This window comes from Streptomyces sp. NPDC030165, assembly GCF_055573595.1.
This window is the reverse complement of sequence record NZ_JBVIBD010000005.1, coordinates 208,408-228,101: the sequence shown is the minus strand read 5'-3', so window position 1 is coordinate 228,101 and position 19,694 is coordinate 208,408. Positions and strand designations below refer to the sequence as shown.

Here is a 19,694-nt window from a genome sequence, read left to right as displayed (position 1 = left end):
TTGTCAGTCACTCCCCGCGGTCGCGTCGGCCAGGGCGCTCGCGCCACCGACGATCTCGCTGATTTCCTGGGTGATTTCGGCCTGGCGGGCCGCGTTGGCAAGCCGCGAGAGCGACTTGATGAGTTCTTCCGCGTTGTCGGTCGCCGACTTCATCGCGCGCCGCGTGGCGGCGTGCTTGGAGGCGGCGGCCTGGAGCAGCGCGTTGTAGATGCGCGACTCGACGTACCGCGGCAGCAGGGCGTCCAGGACGTCCTCGGCCGACGGCTCGAAGTCGAACAGCGGCAGGATCTCGCCCTTGGACGACGCCTGCGCCTCCTCGGCCGTCTTCTCAAGGCTGAGCGGCAGCAGCCGGTTGTCGACCGGCGTCTGCGTCATCATCGAGACGAACTCGGTGTAGACGATGTGCAGCTCGTCCACGCCGCCCTCGGCCGTGTCCTGCTGGACGGCGGCGATCAGCGGCCCGGCGACCGCCTTGGCGTCCGCGTACGTCGGGCTGTCGGTGAAACCGGTCCACGACTCCGTGACCTTGCGCTCGCGGAAGGCGTAGTACGAGACACCCTTGCGGCCGACGATGTAAGTGTCGACCTCCTTGCCCTCGGCCTTGAGCCGCTCGGTGAGCTGCTCGGCGGCCTTGATGGCGTTGGAGGAGTAGCCGCCGGCCAGACCGCGGTCGCTCGTGATGAGCAGTACCGCGGCCCGGGTGGGGTTCTCCACCTCGGTCGTCAGGGCGTGCTTGGTGTTCGATCCGGTGGCAACCGCCGTCACCGCGCGGGTCAGCTCACTCGCGTACGGCGTCGATGCCGCCACCTGGCGCTGCGCCTTGACGATGCGCGAGGCGGCGATCATCTCCATCGCCTTGGTGATCTTCTTGGTCGCGGTGACGGAGCGGATGCGACGCTTGTAGACCCGGAGCTTGGCTCCCATTGGTCAGGTCCCTTCCGTCGTCACTTGCTGGTGCTGACCGGAGCGTCCTCACCGAGAAGCTTGCCGTCCGAGGTCTCGAACTGCTGCTTGAAGGTGGCGACGGTGTCGGCGAGTGCCTGGATGGTGTCGTCGGACATCTTGGCGCCCTCGGCGATGCTGGTGAGCAGCTCCTTCTTCTCGCGGCCCATCCAATCCAGCAGCTCGCGCTCGAAGCGGCGGATGTCCTCGACCGGAACGTCGTCCATCTTGCCGGTGGTACCGGCCCAGATGGAGACGACCTGCTCCTCGACGGGCATCGGCTGGTACTGGCCCTGCTTGAGCAGCTCGGTCATGCGCTGACCACGGGCGAGCTGGGCCTTGGACGCCGCGTCCAGGTCGGAACCGAAGGCGGCGAACGCCTCCAGCTCACGGAACTGGGCGAGGTCCACGCGGAGCCGGCCGGACACCTGGCGCATGGCCTTGTGCTGGGCGGAGCCACCGACGCGGGAGACGGAGATACCGACGTTCAGCGCCGGGCGCTGGCCCGCGTTGAACAGGTCGGACTCCAGGAAGCACTGGCCGTCGGTGATGGAGATGACGTTGGTCGGGATGAACGCCGACACGTCGTTCGCCTTGGTCTCGACGATCGGCAGGCCCGTCATCGAACCGGCACCGAGGTCGTCGGAGAGCTTCGCGCAGCGCTCCAGCAGGCGGGAGTGCAGGTAGAAGACGTCACCCGGGTAGGCCTCACGGCCCGGCGGGCGGCGCAGCAGCAGGGACACGGCGCGGTAGGCGTCGGCCTGCTTCGAGAGGTCGTCGAAGATGATCAGGACGTGCTTGCCCTGGTACATCCAGTGCTGGCCGATGGCCGAGCCGGTGTAGGGCGCCAGGTACTTGAAGCCCGCCGGGTCGGACGCCGGGGCGGCGACGATGGTGGTGTACTCCAGGGCGCCGGCCTCCTCCAGCGCGCCGCGCACGGACGCGATGGTGGAACCCTTCTGGCCGATGGCGACGTAGATGCAGCGGACCTGCTTCTTCGGGTCGCCGGAGCGCCAGTTGTCGCGCTGGTTGATGATCGTGTCGACGGCCAGGGCGGTCTTGCCCGTCTGGCGGTCGCCGATGATCAGCTGACGCTGGCCGCGGCCGATCGGCACCATCGAGTCGACGGCCTTGTAGCCGGTCTGCATCGGCTCGTGGACCGACTTGCGGACCATGACGCCCGGAGCCTGGAGCTCCAGGGCGCGGCGGCCCTCGGACTCGATCTCGCCGAGGCCGTCGACCGGGTTGCCCAGCGGGTCGACGACGCGGCCGAGGTAGCCCTCGCCCACGGCGACCGAGAGCACCTCTCCGGTGCGGCGCACCGGCTGGCCCTCCTCGATACCGCTGAACTCACCGAGGACCACCGCGCCGATCTCGCGCTCTTCCAGGTTCAGCGCAAGACCGAGCGTGCCGTCCTCGAACTTCAGCAGTTCGTTCGCCATCGCCGAGGGAAGACCCTCGACCTTCGCGATGCCGTCACCGGCCTCGCTGACCGTCCCGACCTCCTCGCGCGAGGCCGCGTCCGGCTTGTACGCCTGGACGAAGTTCTCCAGCGCGTCCCGGATCTCCTCCGGCCGGATCGTGAGCTCCGCCATCTGGGTTCCCTGCTCTCCTTGTTGGGCCCGTCGTCGTTTACGGGGGTCTGTACGTCCCCCGCCGCAGGCAGGGGCGGTTGCCCCCGTGATGTCACTGCGTCCACGGCCCAACTCGGGCCGCCGTACTACTTCTTGAGTTGGTGGGTGGGTCAGCCGGCCATCCGCCGGGACGCTTCTTCGAGGCGTCCCGCGATGCTGCCGTTGATGACCTCGTCGCCGATCCGGACCTGGACGCCGCCGAGGACCTCGGGGTCCACGTCGAGGTTCAGGTGGACCTGCCGTCCGTACACCGACGCCAGGGCCGCACCGAGGCGCTGCCGCTGGGTGTCGCTGAGCGGAACCGCGGAGGTGACGACCGCGACCATGCGGTCCCGGCGCGCCGCGGCCAGCTTGGACAGGGCGTTCAGTCCTGCTTCCAGGCTACGGCCCCGCGGCTGTGCGACAAGCCGGACCACGATGCGCTCGGTGACCGGGTTGGCCCGGCCGCCCAGCAGCGAGCGCAGCAGCTCGGTCTTGGCCGGGCCCTGCGCGTTGCGGTCGGTCAGTGCCGCGCGCAGCTCGTGCGACGAGGCGACGATCCGGTCGAACCGGAACAGCTCGTCCTCGACGTCGTCGAGGGCGCCCGCCCGCTGCGCCGCGACGAGGTCGGCGGCGTACGCCAGCTCCTCGGTCGCGTCCGCCAGGTCGCGCGAGCGCGACCAGCGGGAGCGGACCATGCCGGAGAGCAGGTCGACGGTCTCGCCGCCGACCTGGCCGCCCAGCAGGCGCCCGGCCAGCTCGGCCTTGGCCTCGCCGGCCTGCGCCGGGTCGGTGAGGACCCGACGCAGCGACACCTCGCGGTCGAGCAGAGCGGTGACGGCAGCCAGCTCCTCGGCGAGCTTCGCGGCGTCGACGGTCGTGTTGTCCGTCAGCGCGTCGAGCTGCTCGCGTGCGGAGGCGAGTGCCTCGCGGCTCGCTCCATTCATCGGCCGGCCTCTGCCTTCGTCGGGTCCGACGCCGCCTTGGCCTCGAGCTCGTCGAGGAAGCGGTCGATGGTCCGGCTCTGGCGGGCGTGGTCCTCCAGGGACTCACCGACCAGCTTGCCCGCCAGCTCCGTGGCGAGCTTGCCCACGTCCTGGCGCAGCGACTGCGCGGCCTGCTTGCGGTCCGCCTCGATCTGGGCGTGGCCGGCCGCGATGATCTCCTCGCGCTGCCGCTGGCCCTCGGCACGCATCTCGGCGATCAGGGTCGCTCCCTGCTCCTGCGCCTCCTGGCGCAGCCGGGCGGCCTCGTGGCGCGCGTCGGCGAGCTGGGACCGGTAGTCCTCCAGAACCTGCTGGGCTTCGGCCTGTAGGGCATCCGCCTTCTCGATACCGCCTTCGATCTTCGCGCGGCGCTCGTCCAGAACCTTGTTGATGTTCGGGAGGAGCTTCTTCGCGAGGAAGCCGAAGACGATGAAGAAAGCGATCAGGCCGATGACCAGCTCTGGAATCGGCGGGACGAGGGGGTTCTCAGGAACCTCCGCCGCCATGTTCACCAGGGCGCTCACATCAATGCCTTCCGTCTAAGTGGCGTCGTCGGTGCGTTCCGTGCTTAGGACGGGTACGCGTAACCCATGACGATGCCGATGAGGGCGAGCGCCTCGCAGAAGGCGAAGCCCATGATCTGGTTGGTGCGGATCAGGCCGGCGGCCTCGGGCTGACGGGCCAGGGCCTGGGTGCCGTTACCGAAGATGATGCCGACGCCGACGCCGGGGCCGATGGCGGCGAGGCCGTAGCCGATCGAAGCGACGTTGCCAGTGAGGCCGGCGGCGAGTTCGAGAGTCGCGGACATGCCGTGTCTTCCTTCTCTTTCATGGACCGGTGGGGGTTGGCCACCGGACGTCTGGTGGGACTGCTGGAGTACCTGGGGGCTCAGTGGTGCTCGGCGAGCGCGCCCTGGATGTAGTTACAGGCCAGGAGCACGAAGATGTACGCCTGAATGGCCTGGATGAAGAGCTCGAAGGCCGTCATCACGATGGTCATGATGAACGAGACGCCCGCGTAGGCAATGCCGATGCCGTTCAGCAGGTACCAGCTGGCGACGGTGAACATCAGGATGAGCATGTGGCCGGCGAACATGTTCGCGAACAGCCGGACCGCGTGCGTGAAGGGCCGGATGATCAGGTGCTGCAGCAGTTCCAGGAACATGATCAGCGGGAGGACCCAGCCGAGCGACTTGTCGTAGCCGGTGAGGTTCTTCAGACCGCCGACGAAGCCCTGCCTCTTGAACGTCAGCACGAGCCAGGTGATGTAGACCACCAGGGCCAGACCCATGGGGAACGCGATGACCGACGTCACCGGGAACTGGGCGACCGGAATGATCGACCACAAGTTCATGATCCACACGAAGAAGAACAGCGCGACCATGAAGGGGACGAACTTCTCGCCCTCCTTCTTGCCGAGCGCGTCGTAGACGAGCCCGCGGCGCACGAAGTCGTAACCCGCCTCACCGATCATCTGCAGCTTGCCGGGCACCACCTTGGCGCGGCCGAAGGCGGCCCAGAAGAACGCCACGATGATGACCGTGCTGACCAGAGCCAGCAGCATCGGCTTGTTGAACTCGTAGCCACCGATGGTGAAAAGGGGCTCGAAGACGAACGAATGAAGGCCCGGGGCCTCGAAGCCACACCCCGGGATGAAGAGGTGGCACTCCGTGTCGAGGGCGAGCATCGTTTCAGCACTCACCGCGAGCTCCTTCAGCGTGGCGCATGGGTACGGCAACCTCGTTGTGTCGGCGCGGCATTGAGCCACGGTGCGGCACTGGACTGGTCTTACGGATTGGGGGGCGGCTGATCGGCGCGGGGCCGGATCGGTTCACAGGCGTCGGCCGGACGTGCCACCGGTTCCCTGACGCGGAACCTGGAAGCTCAGCCGCCTGCGCCGACTGCGCCGCAGTTGGCACCGGACGATAGCAGGCTCTCGCGTGGGCTTTTATTCCGGCCCTACGCCTCACGTCCGCGACCCCGTGGTTTCCGCCTTCTTGGACTCGGCGGATTCGGGATTCACGTAGAGAACCTTTGCCTTCATATAGCTGCGGGCCTGGAAGGCGATCCATACCAGGACGGTCGCGAGCAGGGTGAAGGCGAACGCCCTGACGTTGAAGAGCGTGGTGTCCTTGAAGACGATCATGAAGACCGCGACGGCCAGGATCTGCACCGCGTACAGCAGCAGTCCCATCATCTGGAACAGATCCGGGAGGCGCTTCGCGGTCTGCTGGAGGACCACCAGGCCCGACCCCATCAGCAGCAGCACCAGCACCGTCCCGATGGCAGCCCCGATCGCGCCCTGCCCGCCCGCGACCACAGCGCTGATCACGACGCCGACGGCGCCGGTGGCAAGCGAGGGTACGGAGACATTGGCAAGTAGGCGGGCGTCAGTGGACTGCATGGCGGCGCTCCGGCAAGAAAATGGGGGTGGTGTCGTCAAGGACGAGCGTAGACCCGGCCTGAGGGAGAACCTGAGGCCGAAAGACCGTCGCACTTCGGTCCTTCGGCTCTGCCGCCGGGTTTCGTGAACGGTATCACAAACTATTTGATGAGGTCTTTACCTGCTCGGTGTGCTACCCGTCACACGTGAGCAGTAATCCGCGCGTTGGAGCGCGACACGGTGGCGTTCTGTCTGCTATGTAGCCCAATGGGGGGATTTTCGAGCATCGCTCGTACGAGCGAAAATCCGCCTCAGCGATGACTTCCGGCCTTACGCCGGTCCGTGAACCGCGACCGGTCCCCGATCGCGGTGGCCCCGTTGATGCCCGCCGGCACCGGCTGCCGCTCCCGTTCCGGAGCGCCCTCCGCGCCCGGCGCCCCCGCCTCGTCCAGATGTCCGGCCTCGTCGACCGCCGCGCTCTCCTCGGCGGCCGCCGCGACCGCCGCCGCCTGCACGCTGCGCCGGTACCGCGGCGGAACCATCCACTCCATCCAGCGCGGCGCCCGCGGCGTGAAGCGCGGCAGCAGCAGGAGCACCAGGCCGATCGCGCTCAGCAGCACGATGCCCATCACGACCCACACGCTGGCGTTGTTGACCGAGTACGCCACGGCGCCGAAGGCGATCAGCGCGGACCAGAAGTACATGATCAGGACGGCCCGGCTGTGCGAGTGGCCGATCTCCAGCAGCCGGTGGTGCAGGTGACCGCGGTCGGCGGCGAACGGCGACTGGCCCTTCCACGTACGGCGCACGATGGCCAGCACCAGGTCGGCGACCGGCACCGCGATGATCGTCAGCGGCAGCAGCAGCGGAATGTAGACCGGCACCATCGCGTGGGTGGCCTCGCGGACACTGCCCGCCTTCAGGTTGAGCAGGTCGGGGTCGACCTGACCGGTCACCGAGACCGCGCCGGCCGCCATGACCAGACCGATCAGCATCGAACCCGAGTCGCCCATGAAGATCCGCGCCGGGTGCATGTTGTGCGGCAGAAAGCCCAGGCACATGCCCATCAGGACGACCGAGAACAGCGTCGCGGGCGCGGCCGCCTCGATGCCGTACCCGAACCACATGCGGTACGCGTACATGAAGAAGGCCGCGGCGGCGATGCACACCATGCCCGAGGCCAACCCGTCCAGGCCGTCCACGAAGTTGACGGCGTTGATGGTGATGACGACCAGAGCCACCGTCAGGAGCGTGCCCTGCCAGGGGCTCAGCGAGACCGTGCCGATGCCCGGCACCGGGATCCACAGGATCGTCAGGCCCTGAAGGACCATCACACCGGCGGCAATCATCTGCCCGCCGAGCTTGACGAGCGCGTCCACGCCCCACTTGTCGTCCAGTACGCCCAACACCCAGATCAGCGCGGCGCCGGACAGCAGCGCGCGCGGCTCGTTGGAGTGCTCGAAGACGGACTTGAGGTTGGAGAGATGGGCAGCGACCAGCAGGCCCGCGCACAGCCCGCCGAACATGGCGATGCCGCCGAGGCGCGGGGTGGGTTCGCGGTGCACGTCGCGCGCGCGGATCTCCGGCATCGCGCCGGCCGCGATGGCGAATTTCCGTACCGGCCCGGTCAGCAGGTAAGTGACCGCGGCCGTGACGCACAGCGTCAGCAGGTATTCACGCACGGGCTGCCCCATTGGTATCGCTGGCCATCACAGCCACACACCATATGCGTGTCCGCCCCCTATCCGTGAACGTAAGGGAAGACAACCCCGTCGCGTGAATGGTTCCAGGTCTCAGCGCGGATCGGGATATGGGGGAAAGCGCCGGACCAATGCCGCGGTCGCCGCACGGGCCTGGGGGTCCTCCCGTACGGCCGCCGCGATCAGCGCGCCGACCTGCACCGCCTCCCTTTCGCCCATGCCCTGGGTGGTCAGGGCGGCGGCGCCCAGCCGCAGCCCGGGCCGGCGCCCGGACGGGTCCTCGGGGCACGGCAGCGCGCAGGTGTCCAGCACGATGCCCGCCGCCGCGCAACGCCCCCTGGCCGTACGGGCGTCCGCGCCCAGCGGCGCCGGGTCGGCGGTGATCAGGTGGGTGTCCGTACCGCCGGTGGTGACCGGCAGGCCCTCCGCGGCCAGCGAGCCGGCCAGCGCCCGCGCGTTGACGACGACCTGCCGCGCGTAAGCGGCGAAGGCGTCGGTGGCGGCCTCGCCGAAGGCCACGGCCTTGGCGGCGACCGCGTTCATCTGGGCGCCGCCCTGCGTGAAGGGGAAGACGGCCCGGTCGATGCGCTCGGCCAGCTCGGCGCCGCACAGGATCATGCCGCCGCGGGGGCCGCGCAGCACCTTGTGGGTGGTCGCGCACACCACGTCCGCGTACGGGACCGGGCTGGGCGCCAGGCCCGCGGCGACCAGCCCGATGGGGTGCGCGGCGTCCGCGATGAGGTACGCGCCCACCTCGTCGGCGATCTCCCGGAAGGCGGCGTAGTCCAGATGGCGGGCATAGCAGATCGAGCCGCAGACGATGGCCTTGGGGCGGTGGCTGCGGGCCAGCGCGCGCACCTCGTCGTAATCGAGCAGGCCGGTGTGCGGGTCGACGCCGTATCCGGCGAAGTCGAACCAGCGGCCGGAGAAGTTGGCCGGGGAACCGTGGGTCAGGTGCCCGCCGTGCGGCAGCGCCATGGCCAGGACGGTGTCGCCGGGCCGCAGCAGGGCGGCGTACGCGGCCAGCACGGCCGAGGACCCGGAGTGCGGCTGTACATTCGCGTGCTCGGCGCCGAACAGGGCCTTGGCGCGGTCCACCGCAACCCGCTCGGCGAGGTCCACGACCTCGCACCCGCCGTGGTGCCGGGCACCCGGGTAGCCCTCGGCGTACTTGTTGGCGAGCGGGGACCCGAGGGCGGCCAGCACGGCCCGGGAGGCGAAGTTCTCGGCCGCGACGAGCTGCAGCCCGTCACCCTGCCGGGCCGCCTCGGCGAGCAGCATCCCGGCGATCTCCGGGTCCTGCTCCAGCAGCCCGGCGAAGTCGGGACTCCAGGAGGGCGGCGGATATCCGCCGCGCCCCACCCCTGGTCCGGCCGCCTCCCTGCGGGCAGCCGTGGTCTCGCTCCGGGATGACGTGGTGGTGGCGGGCATGGCGTGCTCCGGGCCTCGTACGGGACGTGCTCCCAATGTAGGCGCGGTACGGCGTTCGGGCGCGATGGATGGCGCCGACGGGGTTTTGGCGGGGTGGGGGGGGTGGGACAGAGCCCGCGGCGGGCCGGGGCGCGGGCGGGGGCGGGATCCGGGTGGGCCGAAGCGGGCCGGGGCGGGGTGAGGCGGGCCGGAGGTGAACCGAAGCGGGGTGGGGCCGAGCCAGGGGCGGCTGCGCGCCCTACGGGGCGAATCGAACGCCGACATCCCCCCAGCGGGGGCTTACCCAGCGGTCACCGGGACGAAGCCCCCGGGCCATCACCACCACGCTGGGTCTCCGCGCCCCTCAGAGCGCCCTCTCCAGCCCCCCAGAGCCACGTTCCCGCCCTCGCCGCCCAAAGACCTCAGGCGCGGGCCGGAACTCCCGTCAGGGCCGTCACGACGGGGTCCAGCGCCTGGTTGATCTCGTCGCCGATGGAGCGGAAGAACGTGATGGGCGCGCCGTACGGGTCGTAGACCTCGTCCGCCTCCGGGTTCGGTGCCAGCAGCCAGCCGCGCAGGGCGGCGGCCGCGCCGACCAGGGCGCGGGCGCGTTCGACCAGCCCGCCGCCGGGCAGCGCCGGGTCGGGCTCGGGCAGCGTCGCCGGGTCTATGGCCCGGACCAGCCGGTTGAACTCCTTCAGCGTGAAGGTGCGCAGCCCCGCCGAGTGGCCCATGGAGATGACCTGGGCACGGTGGTCGCGGGTGGCGGTCAGGACCAGGTCGGCGCGGATGACGTGCTCGTCCAGCAGCTCGCGGCCGGTGAAGTCGGCCGGATCGGCTCCGTAGTCGGCCAGGACCGTGGCGGCGTGGGTCTCCATGGGCGCGCCTTCGTGGCCCCAGGTGCCGGCGCTCTCCACGACCAGGCCGCCGCGGTCCGCGCCCAGCCGCAGGTCGAGGGCGTGCCGGTGCAGCCGCTCGGTGATGGGCGAGCGGCAGACGTTGCCGGTGCTGACGTGGAGGATGCGGAACGTGCGGTAGCTGTCCTCGCCGGGTCCCGCTATGCCACGCCCGAGGGGCGCAATCAATTCGCCACCTCAAGCCCGGGGGCCACCTTGCGCAGCTCCTCCGCGCTGATCGCGCCCTCGCGCAGCAGCAGCGGCGTCGGCCTGGTGACGTCCACGATGGAGGACGGCACGGCGGCGGGGGTGGGGCCGCCGTCCAGGTAGACGGAGACGGAGTCGCCGAGCATCTCCTGGGCCGCGTCGCAGTCCTGCGGCGACGGGTGCCCGGTGAGGTTGGCGCTGGAGACGGCCATCGGCCCGAACTCGGTCAGCAGCTCGATGGCGACCGGGTGCAGCGGCATGCGGACCGCGACCGTGCCGCGGGTCTCGCCCAGGTCCCAGGTCAGCGACGGCTGGTGGGTGGCGACCAGGGTGAGCGCGCCGGGCCAGAAGGCGTCGACCAGTTCCCAGGCCTGCTCGGAGAAGTCCGTGACGAGCCCGTGGAGGGTGTTCGGGGAGCCGACGAGCACCGGGGAGGGCATACCGCGCCCGCGCCCCTTGGCCTCCAGCAGGTCACCGACGGCCTCGGCACTGAACGCGTCCGCGCCGATGCCGTAGACGGTGTCGGTCGGCAGCACGACCAGCTCGCCGCGACGGACGGCCGATGCGGCCTCGCGCAGACCGGTCGCGCGGTCGGTCGCGTCGCTGCAGTCGTAACGCCGTGCCATTTAACGGACCTCCTCGTGCGGAACGTACAGATGACTCATGGGGGCCGGGCTCGTCATGGCGTCGCCCTGCGCGCGGTGGCGAAGCGGGGCCGGTTGTTCAGGTCGGGGTGGTCGGCCGCGTCGGCCCAGCCCCGCTCCTCGGTGAAGATCCACGGAACCTGGCCGCCCTGGGTGTCGGCGTGCTCGATGACCACGACGCCGCCGGGCCGCAGCAGGCGGTGCGCGGTCCGCTCGATGCCACGGATGGTGTCCAGGCCGTCCTGGCCCGAGAACAGCGCGAGCTCGGGGTCGTGGTCGCGCGCCTCGGGTGCGACGTACTCCCACTCGGTCAGCGGGATGTACGGCGGGTTGGAGATGACCAGGTCCACCTGGCCGTCCAGCTCGGGAAGCGCGGTCAGCGCGTCGCCCTGCTGGAGAACGACGCGGGACCCCTCGACGTTCTTGCGGGCCCACTGCATGGCCTCGTCGGACAGCTCCACGGCGTGCACGCGCGAGCGCGGCACCTCCTGCGCCAGGGCGAGCGCGATGGCGCCGGAGCCGGTGCACAGGTCCACGATGAGCGGTTCGACGACGTCCATGGCCCGTACGGCGTCTATCGCCCAGCCGACGACCGACTCGGTCTCCGGGCGGGGTACGAAGACGCCGGGGCCGACGTGCAGCTCCAGGTAGCGGAAGAAGGCGCGCCCGGTGATGTGCTGGAGCGGCTCGCGGGCCTCGCGGCGGGCGACGGCCTCCCAGTACCGGGCGTCGAAGTCCGCGTCGGGGACCCGGTGCAGTTCACCGCGCTTGACGCCGTGGACGTGCGCGGCGAGCTCCTCAGCGTCGAAGCGCGGTGAGGGTACGCCGGCGTCGGCCAGCCGCTGGGTGGCCTGGGCCACCTCGGCGAGCAGCACGGTGCGGGGGTTGGGCCCGCGGCGGGGCCGCTGGGGGTCGTGACCCCCGGAAGGCGACGGCACGCTGTTCCTCCGGCTCTTCTACGGGCTTACTGTGCGGCTGCCAGCTTGGCGGCCGAGTCGGCGTCGACGCACGCCTGGATGACCGGGTCGAGCTCGCCGTCGAGGACCTGGTCCAGGTTGTACGCCTTGAAGCCGACGCGGTGGTCCGAGATGCGGTTCTCCGGGAAGTTGTACGTCCGGATGCGCTCGGAGCGGTCGACGGTGCGGACCTGGCTGCGCCGGGCGTCCGACGCCTCCTTCTCGGCCTCCTCCTGGGCGGCGGCCAGCAGCCGCGAGCGCAGGATGCGCAGGGCCTGCTCCTTGTTCTGGAGCTGGCTCTTCTCGTTCTGGCAGGAGACGACGATGCCGGTGGGCAGGTGGGTGATGCGGACGGCGGAGTCGGTGGTGTTGACCGACTGGCCGCCGGGGCCGGACGAGCGGTAGACGTCGATGCGCAGGTCGTTCGGGCCGATCTCGACCTCGACCTCCTCGGCCTCGGGCGTGACGAGCACGCCGGCGGCGGAGGTGTGGATGCGGCCCTGGGACTCGGTGGCGGGCACCCGCTGGACGCGGTGCACGCCGCCCTCGTACTTCAGGCGGGCCCATACGCCCTGGCCGGGCTCGGTGGCGCCGTTGCCGCCCTTGGTCTTCACGGCGACCTGGACGTCCTTGTAGCCGCCGAGGTCGGACTCGTTGGCGTCGAGGATCTCGGTCTTCCAGCCGACGCGCTCGGCGTAGCGCAGGTACATGCGCAGCAGGTCGCCGGCGAACAGCGCGGACTCCTCGCCGCCCTCGCCCGCCTTGACCTCCAGGATGACGTCCTTGTCGTCGCTGGGGTCGCGCGGGACGAGCAGCAGCCGCAGCTTCTCGGTCAGCTCCTCGCGGCGCGCTTCGAGGTCCTTGACCTCGTCGGCGAAGTCGGGGTCGTCGGCGGCCAGTTCGCGGGCCGTGCCGATGTCGTCGCCGGTCTGCTTCCAGGCGCGGTAGGCCGCGATGATCGGGGTCAGTTCGAAATAGCGCTTGTTGAGCCGCTTGGCCTCGCGCTGGTCGGCGTGGACCGCGGGGTCGGCCAGTCGCTTCTCAAGGTCGGCGTGCTCGCCGATCAGTTCCTCGACCGCCTCGAACATCGTGGGGGTTCCTCACCTGGCTGAGTCTTCCGGGGTCCGGGGGTTCCCGGTTGCCGGCATGTGTGCGGCGTGCGCCGCGGGCCCCGGGACCTCCGGCGGGGTCCGTGGCCTGGACGACAAAACGCCGGTCCGCCGCCCCTTCGCGGGGGCGGGACGGAACCGGCGCCTTGCGGGTCGCTACTTCTTGGCGGAGCCGGCGCCCTTGCCGAAGCGGGCCTCGAAGCGGGCCACGCGGCCACCGGTGTCGAGGATCTTCTGCTTGCCCGTGTAGAACGGGTGGCACTCGGAGCAGATGTCGGCACGGATGGTGCCGCCGGCAACGGTGCTACGGGTGGTGAACGACGCGCCACAGGTGCAGCTGACCTGGGTCTCGACGTACTCCGGGTGGATGTCGCGCTTCAAGGGAATCTCCTAGGTTCGGGAGGGCTCCGGGTCGTTCCGCGGATTGCGTCACGTGAACCGGGGCCGACGGTCCAGTCTGCCAGGACTGGCCTCATCTCCCAAAACCGGGGTGCTCCGGGAGGTATTCCCGGGGGCTTCCCGGTGTCGGGAAAGAGCTTAAGGAAACGGTTCCGCTACTTGACGTAACTGCCGGTTCCGCCCTTGTCACCTGCGGAATCCTTGATCGCTTCCTTCGGGATATCCCGGTCCTGGCGCAGCGCGTCCCAGACCTGGCGCGACTGCTTCTCCAGCGGCAGCACGCGGGAGGGGTTCTTCGGGTCGTACGTGACCGGCAGCGTCACCATGTCGATCTGGTCCGACCCGATGCCGCCCATCTCCTTGGCGAGGCCCATCAGCGCGTTGACCGAGTTCAGGTCGGTGTCGGTGGTGATGGCCTTGGTCGCGGTGTCGGCGATGCCGTAGAGCTTCGTCGGATTCGACAGCAGCCCGATGCTCTTGACCTGCTTCATCAGTGCCTTGATGAAGGTCTGCTGGAGCTGGATGCGGCCCAGGTCGCTGCCGTCGCCGCCGGGCACGCCGTGCCGGGTCCGGACGAGGCCGAGGGCGTCCTCACCGTTGAGGGTGTGCTTGCCGGGCTCCAGGTTCAGGTGGCTCTTGTTGTCGTGGATGGCCTTGGTGGTGGTGATGTCCACGCCGCCGAGGGCGTCGATGAGCTTTTTGAAGCCGGTGAAGTCGACCTCGACGAAGTGGTCCATGCGGATGCCGCTCATCGCCTCGACGGTCTTGACCGCACAGGCCGGCCCGCCGACCTCGAAGGCGGTGTTGAACATCGCCTTGCGCTGGCCCGGTACGTTCTTGCCGTCCTTGGTGCAGTCCGGGCGCTCGACCATGGTGTCGCGCGGGACGCTGACCACGCTGGCCTTCTTGTGGCCCTTGAAGACGTGCACGATCATCGCGGTGTCGGAGCGGGCGTTGCCCCCGTCGCTGCCGTACTCGCTGTTCTTGCCCGCCCTGGAGTCCGAGCCCATGACGAGGATGTCCATCGATCCGTCGTCGTTGTTCTGCGGCCGGTCTTTGCCCAGGGCGGCGTTGATGTCGACGCCCTTCAGGTTGCCGTTGAGTTTGAAGTAGACGTAGCCGAGTCCCGCGCCACCGAGCAGTACGCAGCTGACCAGCGCGCACACGGTGATCGTCAGGGCGCGGCGGCGCCGGGTCGGGCCCTTGCGCCGGCGGCCCGTGGCACGTATGCCGCGGGAACGGCCCTTGGCCGTGTTCGCGGCCCTGCTGTCGTCCGCCATCTGCTCCTCAGTCCTCGTTCTCTCGGCTGCCCACGCCGTCGTCGTTCACCGCTCGACCGGACTCGGTTGCGCCTTGAAAGACGGGGGGCTGACCGGAAGGGTTGCACAACGGGATTGAGAGCCATTCTTAGAACCGGGCCCGCCCCGACTCCGGCCAAAAGTCGACTTTTACCCGGGTGACCTGGAGTTTCGTCCGGGCACGGAAAGCGGAGTGGCGTCCTCCGCAGCCGGTGCGCGTGTGCGCAAGGCAACAATCTGCGGGTTTGTACGGGGAACACGAAGCCCTCCCGGCCACCGAAGTGACCAGGAGGGCTCAGCCGAGCGGCTACCGCCCCGTCCGGCGCCTGTACGGGCGCCGGCGGGCCGTGCGCGGGGGACGGGCGTCAGTCGTTGCCGTTGCCGTTGCCCATGCCGGGGGTCGTCTTCTGGATCTGGAGCAGGAACTCCGCGTTGGACTTCGTCTGCTTCATCTTGTCCAGCAGCAGCTCGATGGCCTGCTGCTGGTCCAGGGCGTGCAGCACCCGGCGCAGCTTCCAGACGACGGCGAGCTCGTCGCTGCCCATCAGGATCTCTTCCTTGCGGGTGCTGGACGCGTCCACGTCCACCGCCGGGAAGATGCGCTTGTCCGAGAGCTTCCGGTCGAGCTTGAGCTCCATGTTGCCGGTGCCCTTGAACTCCTCGAAGATCACCTCGTCCATCCGCGAGCCGGTCTCGACCAGCGCGGTGGCCAGGATGGTCAGCGAGCCGCCGTCCTCGATGTTGCGCGCGGCGCCGAAGAACTTCTTCGGCGGGTACAGCGCGGTGGAGTCCACACCACCGGAGAGGATGCGTCCGGAGGCGGGGGCCGCGAGGTTGTACGCACGGCCCAGGCGGGTGATGGAGTCCAGCAGGACGACCACGTCGTGGCCCAGCTCCACCAGGCGCTTGGCGCGCTCGATGGCGAGCTCGGCGACGGTGGTGTGGTCCTCGGCGGGGCGGTCGAAGGTCGAGGAGATGACCTCACCCTTGACCGACCGCTGCATGTCGGTGACCTCTTCGGGACGCTCGTCGACCAGGACGACCATCAGGTGGCACTCGGGGCTGTTGCGGGTGATCGAGTTGGCGATCGCCTGCATGATCATGGTCTTGCCGGTCTTCGGCGGGGCCACGATCAGACCACGCTGGCCCTTGCCGATCGGCGCGACCAGGTCGATGATCCGCGGCGTCAGCGCGCCCGGCTCACCTTCCAGGCGCAGCCGCTCCTGCGGGTAAAGCGGCGTCAGCTTGCCGAACTCCGGGCGCCCGCGGCCCTGTTCGGGCGAGACGCTGTTGACGGTGTCCAGGCGCACCAGCGCGTTGAACTTCTCGCGCCGCTCGCCCTCACGGGGCTGGCGGACCGCGCCGGTGACGTGGTCACCCTTGCGCAGGCCGTTCTTGCGGACCTGGGCGAGCGAGACGTACACGTCGTTCGGACCGGGCAGGTAGCCGGAGGTCCGGATGAACGCGTAGTTGTCGAGGATGTCGAGGATGCCCGCGACGGGGATCAGCACGTCGTCCTCGGAGACCTGCGGCTCGTTGCCGAAGTCCTCCCGGCCACGGCGGCCGCGGCGGTCCCGGTAGCGGCCGCGGCGCCCGCGGCGCCCGCCCTCGAAGTCGTCCCCGTCCTCGTCGGCCCGGCGGTTGTCGCGGTCGCGGTTGTCGCGCTGGCGGTTGCCGCCGCCCTGCTGGTTGCCGTCGCCGCCGTCGTTGTTCTTGCTGCGGCGGTCGCGCTGACCCCGCTCGCCACGCTCGCCGCGGCCCTGGCGGTCGCCCTTCTGGCCGCGGTCCTGGCGGTCCCCGCGGTCCTGGCGCTCGCCCTTGCCCTGACGGCCCTCGGCGCTGTCCGCCGCGGCCTCGGCCTTGGCGTCCTCGCGCGGTGCCGTACGGGTGTCGGCCTTCGCCTCGGTCCGGCCCTCGGCCTTCGCCTCGCCGGCGCTGTCGGGGCTGCCCGCGGCGGCGGTGGCGCGGCGCCGGCGGCGCTCGCCGGCCGGCTGCTCGTCGCTCGGCTGGCCCGGGATGTCGATCTGCTGCTGGCCTGCGCCCTTGTCGGCGGCGGCCTTGCCGTCCGCCTTGCCCGCGGCCTTGGCGTCGCCGTCCTCGCCCGTACGGGCCTTGGAGGTCGCCCGGCGCTTGGGCTTGGTCTCGGTCTCTGCGGGCGCGTCGCCCTTGGCAGCGGCGCCGGAACCGGAGCCGGCGGCCTGCTTCTCCTTGATGACCTCGATCAGCTGGCTCTTGCGCATCCGCGCGGTGCCCTTGATACCGAGGCTGGAGGCGACCTGCTGCAGCTCTGCCAGGACCATGCCGTCCAGGCCGGTGCCGGAACGGCGGCGCCGCGCAGGCGCGGCGGGAGCGTCCGTGGCGGGCGCGGTGGCACTGCCATCGGTGCGTACGCCCATCAGATCGGTGGTGTCGCTCACGAAGGGTCCTTCCCTGGAGCGGGCGTCGGCCTGTCTGGCTCGGCGACCGGTTGTGCTGTCCGGCTGCGGTCCCGTACTTGCGGACCTGGCCGGGGCGGTGGTCCCGCCGGAAATGGCGGAGAGATCAGTTCATGGTCCGGCGCGAAGAGATGTCTGTGACTCATGTCCGTCACGCCGATTCCGGAGCGTGCTCGCTTCTGCTCAGGCAACTGCTCCAAGCAGTTTGGGAGGCTCCCGGAAGAAAGGTGGTCCCGATGGGGGACACGGAGTACCGCGCCGCAGAGGCGTCAGGTACTCACTTGAGGTTAACACTACCGGATCCAACAAACATTCCCCCTCTCGAAGACCGGCAATCGTCGATCACCCGGCGAGCGGCAGCACCGAGGTGCCCGCCGCGTCGAGGGCCAGCCGGTTGGCCGCCCACCCCTCGTCCGCGAGGCCGGCGACCTTGTCGGCCGCGTCCTCCTGGACCAGCGCGAGGACCGTGGGGCCCGCGCCGGAGACGACCGCGGGGACGCCGTCCGCCCGCAGTCGGTTCACCAGGGCCACGCTCTCGGGCATCGCGGGAGCACGGTACTCCTGGTGAAGTCGGTCCTCGGTCGCGGCCAGCAGCAGCTCGGGGCGCCTGGTCAGGGCCTCGACGAGCAGTGCGGCGCGGCCGGCGTTGGCCGCGGCGTCCACGTGCGGGACGGTCCGCGGCAGCAGGCCCCGGGCGGTCTCGGTGAGCACCGGCTTGCCCGGTACGAAGACCACCGGAACGATGGAATCGGCGGGATCCATCCTGATCGCCCGCGCGGATCCGGTATCGGTCCAGGCCAGGGTGAAGCCGCCGAGCAGGCAGGCGGCGACGTTGTCCGGATGCCCCTCGATCTCGGTGGCCAGTTCGAGCAGCGCCGCGTCGTCCAGCTTCTGTTCGGCCCCTATGGTCACCGCGCGGGCGGCGACGATGCCGGCGCAGATCGCGGCGGAGGAGGAGCCCAGGCCGCGGCCGTGCGGGATGCGGTTGGCGCACACGATCTCCAGGCCGCGCGGCTGCCCGCCGAGCAGGTCGAAGGCGGCGCGCAGGGACCGTACGAGCAGGTGGCTCTCGTCGCGCGGCAGGGTCCCGGCACCCTCGCCCGCGATGTCGACGTGCAGGCCGGAGTCGGCCACCCGCACCACGACGTCGTCGTACAGGCCCAGGGACAGCCCGAGGGCGTCGAAACCGGGGCCGAGATTGGCGCTGGTCGCGGGGGTGCGCACCCGGACGGCGGCGGCGCGGAACGCTGGACCGGCCATCGCTCGATGACTCTCCTTGATGTGATGCTGCGGCACTGCCCCGGAGCGCCGCGGCACCTGGGTGCCCGGCCGGCTCGTGGGGGCCGTTCTGACCTGCCCTGCACACCACTGCGGCATGCCGTGGGGAGGGGAGTTGGCTGCCAGCCTATCGAAGGAAGGTTCTGTGGCGACATAGGGCGCACAGGAGGCGCACGATGCGTGTCGCGCGCTGCCCGCGGCCGGCAGCCGCCTTTGCAGCCTTTGCAGGGTTTGCTGCGTCCGAGGTTACGGGGTTCCTGCGGGCTCCGTAACCCTTTTTCGCGCACGTTCGCACGTCCGGGGCGGCGCACCCGGCCGCGGGGAACGGCCGGGTGCGGCGCGCCTGCCGGAGGCGTACTACGCCAGGCCCAGGCGCTCGGCCGCGGCGTCCGCGTCGACCGGGACCGTGACCGGCTGCGGGGCGCCCGCGACGGCCCAGTCCGGGTCCTTGAGGCCGTTGCCGGTGACCGTGCAGACGATGCGCTGGCCGGGGTCGACCTTGCCCTCGTCGGCGGCCTTGAGCAGGCCGGCCACCGAGGCGGCCGAGGCGGGCTCCACGAAGACGCCCTCCTGGGAGGCCAGCAGGCGGTAGGCGGCCAGGATCTGACGGTCCGTCACCTCGTCGATGAAGCCGCCGGACTCGTCCCGGGCACGCTCGGCGAACTGCCAGGAGGCCGGGTTGCCGATCCGGATGGCCGTCGCGATCGTGTGCGGATCCTTGACGACTTCGCCACGTACGATCGGCGCGCTGCCGGACGCCTGGAAGCCCCACATACGCGGGGTGCGCGAGGCGATGCCGTCGGCGGCGTACTCCTGGTACCCCTTCCAGTACGCGGTGATGTTGCCCGCGTTGCCGACCGGCAGCACATGGATGTCCGGCGCGTCGTCCAGCATGTCGACGATCTCGAAGGCGGCGGTCTTCTGGCCCTCGATCCGTACCGGGTTGACGGAGTTCACAAGTGCGACGGGGTACTTCTCGGACAGGCCGCGGGCCAGCGTCAGACAGTCGTCGAAATTCCCGTCGACCTGGAGGATCTTCGCGCCGTGCACCAGCGCCTGGCCCATCTTGCCGAGCGCGATCTTGCCCTGCGGGACGAGGACGGCGCAGACCATCCCGGCCCGTACGGCGTACGCGGCCGCCGAGGCGGAGGTGTTGCCGGTCGAGGCGCAGATGACCGCCTTGGCGCCCTCCTCCTTGGCCCGGGTGATGGCCATCGTCATCCCGCGGTCCTTGAAGGAGCCGGTGGGGTTGGCGCCCTCTACCTTGAGATGCACCTCACAGCCCGTGCGCTCGGAGAGCACCTGGGCGGGCACCAGCGGCGTACCGCCCTCACGCAGCGTGACGACCTCGGTCGACGCGCCGACCGGCAGCCGGTCCCGGTACTCCTCGATGATTCCGCGCCACTGACGGCTCGCGGTGGAAATGGCAGACATGGGTT

The 19,694-nt window shown here is 70.3% G+C and carries 18 protein-coding genes; all 18 read right to left on the bottom strand.

What is annotated here, in order from left to right; translation table 11 throughout:
• Positions 1-3: 3 nt before the first annotated feature.
• The 18 genes from ACZ4Z1_RS12050 to thrC all read right to left on the bottom strand — a co-directional run bounded on the left by ACZ4Z1_RS12050 (position 4) and on the right by thrC (position 19,689).
• Positions 4-924: a F0F1 ATP synthase subunit gamma gene (locus ACZ4Z1_RS12050; RefSeq protein ID WP_468486454.1), complete on the bottom strand. Its 921-nt coding sequence runs from the start codon at positions 922-924 to the stop codon at positions 4-6.
• A 20-nt stretch (positions 925-944) separates the two neighbouring features.
• Entirely contained in the window at positions 945-2,537 is a 1,593-nt protein-coding gene (gene atpA / locus ACZ4Z1_RS12045; protein WP_398350675.1) for a F0F1 ATP synthase subunit alpha, read from the bottom strand.
• A 149-nt stretch (positions 2,538-2,686) separates the two neighbouring features.
• The gene (locus tag ACZ4Z1_RS12040; protein ID WP_468486453.1) at positions 2,687-3,502 is read right to left on the bottom strand and encodes a F0F1 ATP synthase subunit delta; all 816 of its coding nucleotides are present in this window, start codon (positions 3,500-3,502) and stop codon (positions 2,687-2,689) included.
• Positions 3,499-4,047, bottom strand: coding sequence for a F0F1 ATP synthase subunit B (locus tag ACZ4Z1_RS12035; RefSeq protein WP_468486671.1), 549 nt, complete (start codon positions 4,045-4,047; stop codon positions 3,499-3,501). Before ACZ4Z1_RS12035 ends, ACZ4Z1_RS12040 begins: the two co-directional genes overlap by 4 nt.
• A gap of 62 nt (positions 4,048-4,109) precedes the next feature.
• Positions 4,110-4,349 carry an ATP synthase F0 subunit C gene (gene atpE / locus ACZ4Z1_RS12030; protein WP_030022192.1) on the bottom strand — a complete coding sequence of 80 codons (240 nt, stop codon included), beginning with the start codon at positions 4,347-4,349 and terminating at the stop codon, positions 4,110-4,112.
• A gap of 80 nt (positions 4,350-4,429) precedes the next feature.
• Positions 4,430-5,227: a F0F1 ATP synthase subunit A gene (atpB, locus tag ACZ4Z1_RS12025; RefSeq protein ID WP_468486670.1), complete on the bottom strand. Its 798-nt coding sequence runs from the start codon at positions 5,225-5,227 to the stop codon at positions 4,430-4,432.
• Between the two features lie 279 nt (positions 5,228-5,506).
• Positions 5,507-5,944 carry a hypothetical protein gene (locus ACZ4Z1_RS12020; protein WP_406524537.1) on the bottom strand — a complete coding sequence of 146 codons (438 nt, stop codon included), beginning with the start codon at positions 5,942-5,944 and terminating at the stop codon, positions 5,507-5,509.
• A gap of 290 nt (positions 5,945-6,234) precedes the next feature.
• Positions 6,235-7,617: an MraY family glycosyltransferase gene (locus tag ACZ4Z1_RS12015; RefSeq protein ID WP_468486452.1), complete on the bottom strand. Its 1,383-nt coding sequence runs from the start codon at positions 7,615-7,617 to the stop codon at positions 6,235-6,237.
• Between the two features lie 99 nt (positions 7,618-7,716).
• Complete coding sequence (locus ACZ4Z1_RS12010; protein WP_468486451.1) at positions 7,717-9,054, bottom strand: serine hydroxymethyltransferase; 1,338 nt, start codon at positions 9,052-9,054, stop codon at positions 7,717-7,719.
• Between the two features lie 401 nt (positions 9,055-9,455).
• Positions 9,456-10,118, bottom strand: a complete 663-nt coding sequence (locus ACZ4Z1_RS12005; RefSeq protein ID WP_030017732.1) for an arsenate reductase/protein-tyrosine-phosphatase family protein — start codon at positions 10,116-10,118, stop codon at positions 9,456-9,458.
• Positions 10,115-10,762 (bottom strand): L-threonylcarbamoyladenylate synthase, encoded by a 648-nt coding sequence (locus ACZ4Z1_RS12000; RefSeq protein ID WP_365836305.1) that lies wholly within the window; start codon positions 10,760-10,762, stop codon positions 10,115-10,117. The genes ACZ4Z1_RS12005 and ACZ4Z1_RS12000 overlap by 4 nt, the downstream gene beginning before the upstream one ends.
• Before the next feature lie 53 nt (positions 10,763-10,815).
• On the bottom strand, positions 10,816-11,655 hold the full coding sequence (gene prmC / locus ACZ4Z1_RS11995) for a peptide chain release factor N(5)-glutamine methyltransferase (protein ID WP_030017734.1): 840 nt from the start codon (positions 11,653-11,655) through the stop codon (positions 10,816-10,818).
• Positions 11,656-11,744: 89 nt separating this feature from the next.
• On the bottom strand, positions 11,745-12,824 hold the full coding sequence (gene prfA / locus ACZ4Z1_RS11990; protein ID WP_398350685.1) for a peptide chain release factor 1: 1,080 nt from the start codon (positions 12,822-12,824) through the stop codon (positions 11,745-11,747).
• 177 nt (positions 12,825-13,001) lie between these two features.
• Entirely contained in the window at positions 13,002-13,226 is a 225-nt protein-coding gene (rpmE, locus tag ACZ4Z1_RS11985; protein WP_030376601.1) for a 50S ribosomal protein L31, read from the bottom strand.
• A 173-nt stretch (positions 13,227-13,399) separates the two neighbouring features.
• Positions 13,400-14,524, bottom strand: coding sequence for an LCP family protein (locus ACZ4Z1_RS11980; RefSeq protein ID WP_468486450.1), 1,125 nt, complete (start codon positions 14,522-14,524; stop codon positions 13,400-13,402).
• 383 nt (positions 14,525-14,907) lie between these two features.
• On the bottom strand, positions 14,908-16,959 hold the full coding sequence (rho, locus tag ACZ4Z1_RS11975) for a transcription termination factor Rho (protein ID WP_468486449.1): 2,052 nt from the start codon (positions 16,957-16,959) through the stop codon (positions 14,908-14,910).
• A 360-nt stretch (positions 16,960-17,319) separates the two neighbouring features.
• Complete coding sequence (gene thrB / locus ACZ4Z1_RS11970; protein WP_468486448.1) at positions 17,320-18,237, bottom strand: homoserine kinase; 918 nt, start codon at positions 18,235-18,237, stop codon at positions 17,320-17,322.
• Between the two features lie 375 nt (positions 18,238-18,612).
• Complete coding sequence (gene thrC, locus ACZ4Z1_RS11965) at positions 18,613-19,689, bottom strand: threonine synthase (RefSeq protein WP_003981334.1); 1,077 nt, start codon at positions 19,687-19,689, stop codon at positions 18,613-18,615.
• Positions 19,690-19,694 lie beyond the last annotated feature (5 nt).